Source organism: Paenibacillus sediminis (genome assembly GCF_017873765.1).
Taxonomy (GTDB): domain Bacteria; phylum Bacillota; class Bacilli; order Paenibacillales; family Paenibacillaceae; genus Paenibacillus_AG; species Paenibacillus_AG sediminis.
Genome location: NZ_JAGGKP010000027.1, coordinates 1 through 1,929 on the forward strand (window position 1 = coordinate 1; position 1,929 = coordinate 1,929).

The following is a 1,929-nucleotide window of genomic DNA, read 5'->3' on the forward strand; positions in this document are numbered from 1 at the left end:
AAAGATGACTCCGGCAGCTTACCGAAGTCATCTCATCGCTGCGTAGATAGCAGCATCTCTTTTTATTAAACTGTCTACTTTATAGGGTGCAGTTCTCATCCTTTTATATGTCCCTATTATTATTTGACCCTTTAGGAAAAGTTTTTAAAATAGGGGGAATACAAACTAACAAAAGAAGCAACAGGAAGAGAAAATAGTGAGGGCTATTGAAAAGGAACGTAGGTTAGACATATTTTTAGCGCTGAACGATATATGTAGGAAGAGGGGGAGTAAATGCGGCTAGAAGTTAGGAAGTAGGAGGTAGCTTATGAATGTGCTTATCATCCTAAGAGGTCATCATGAAGAAAGTACAGAGGATCAATTAGAACAATGTCATGCATATACACGAAGTAAACAATGGCATGTAACTAACGTCAGAATTCAAGAAGGTGACGAAGGATCATTGCCGTCTCTAGAGGATGATTTACATCAAATTGATGTCGTGCTAGCTACGGATTTATCTCGGATTGCTTTAAGTCTATTTGTATTTAAACGTTTTTTGAATATGCTGGAAAAGCATAACATCAGGCTGTTTACCGTTAAGGATGGGGAAATTGTAGATTTCTCATGTTAAATTCTAGTATAATGTTGAATCATAGAATATGTTTACGAGTTAAATTGTATGTATTAATGAATTGAAGAAAGAAGGTATAGATGTGTTCAGTGATATTGGAGCTCCAGGACTTATTTTGCTGGCCATTTTAGCGCTGCTTCTCTTTGGACCTAATAAGCTCCCTCAATTGGGAAGAGCAGCCGGTCGTACGCTGCGTGAATTTAAGGAAGGTACAAAAGGTATCTTGTCCGACGATCATGCAGAAACAGTAAGCAAACAAGATGAGAAACGCGCTGAGTGAAGTTAAAGCTACTTTTAATGTGAAGGCTCTGTTAAACTCTGTTGTTGATTTTTGTTGAACTAACGCACCCGTTAGATTAAGTACATTATTTCACAAACTTAACGTACTTCATCAACTAGTTAAGAGACTCTTCAATTCTATCCAACCAGTCATTTACTAAACTGCTAAATAATTGTGGTTGTTCAATTTGCAAATTGTGACCTGCTTTATCCAATACAGCAAATGTTCCTCTCGGATACTTGTTTATTATGTTAAGTGCATCTTTATATCCAACTGAAGAGTCTTGTCTTCCTAATAGGAATACACTGGGTTTATTAAAATCAGATTGATCAATATCAAAAGAAAATCCATATTTATCCTTTACTTTATATAAAAACTTTTCATCTCCAATTTTACAACCACTTAAAATTTCTTGGTTGTATCTTAACCAAGTGTACTCATTAAGCACAACATTATTGTTTCTGAAATCCTCTACTTCTTCCTTTGATAATGTTTCAATAAATTTTTCATCTGTTTTTAATATTTTATGTTTCTCAACTGTTCTTTTTTCTACAAAAGGAATAATAACTGGACAAATAAATGCTGCACCGAGTAGTTGCTCTTTTTGCTTTTGAATAATGCCCCTGGCTATATAGCCACCGTAAGATTCTCCAGCAATTATGTATTCTTGGTTAGGAATTATAGCTTGAATAAACTCTAAAACAGCATTCAACATTTCATCAGAACTGCTTATACCATTATAATTTTTTGTTAATCCCATACCTGGTAGGTCAATATAAATACGTCTCCATCCATCCCTCTTAGTAAATATGGGTTCCATACATCCACTCATCAATCGATGGTCGGGAGAATAACCGTGTATCATTATAATTGGTTTACCTTCTCCTAAATCTTCATAGTATATTTCTGCTTGGCTAACTTTACAATATGGCATATTTAATGGAAGCGTCAATAATTTTGTGTAAATGAAAATATCCTTATCCTGTAGAAAATTGTGTTAGTTGTTGTTGGCGAACATCGCTTGGAGTTCTACACG

3 protein-coding genes are annotated in these 1,929 nt (G+C 34.9%); 2 read left to right on the forward strand and 1 reads right to left on the reverse strand.

All coding sequences use genetic code 11. The features are described 5' to 3' along the window. Positions 1 to 307 precede the first annotated feature (307 nt). A complete protein-coding gene (locus tag J2Z20_RS17775) occupies positions 308 to 613 on the forward strand; it encodes a recombinase family protein (RefSeq protein ID WP_209853424.1) in 306 nt (101 codons plus the stop codon). 82 nt (positions 614 to 695) lie between these two features. Then, positions 696 to 893, forward strand: coding sequence for a twin-arginine translocase TatA/TatE family subunit (tatA, locus tag J2Z20_RS17780; RefSeq protein ID WP_209853426.1), 198 nt, complete (start codon positions 696 to 698; stop codon positions 891 to 893). A 115-nt stretch (positions 894 to 1,008) separates the two neighbouring features. Here the strand turns inward: tatA and J2Z20_RS17785 are convergent, their stop codons facing one another. Further along, positions 1,009 to 1,827 (reverse strand): alpha/beta fold hydrolase, encoded by an 819-nt coding sequence (locus tag J2Z20_RS17785; protein ID WP_209853427.1) that lies wholly within the window; start codon positions 1,825 to 1,827, stop codon positions 1,009 to 1,011. Between the last annotated feature and the right edge of the window lie 102 nt (positions 1,828 to 1,929).

Coding starts and splice junctions, on each gene's coding strand:
- J2Z20_RS17775 (WP_209853424.1), top strand. CDS start 308: ATGAATGTGCTTATCATCCTAAGAGGTCATCATGAAGAAAGTACAGAG.
- J2Z20_RS17785 (WP_209853427.1), bottom strand. CDS start 1,827: ATGCCATATTGTAAAGTTAGCCAAGCAGAAATATACTATGAAGATTTA.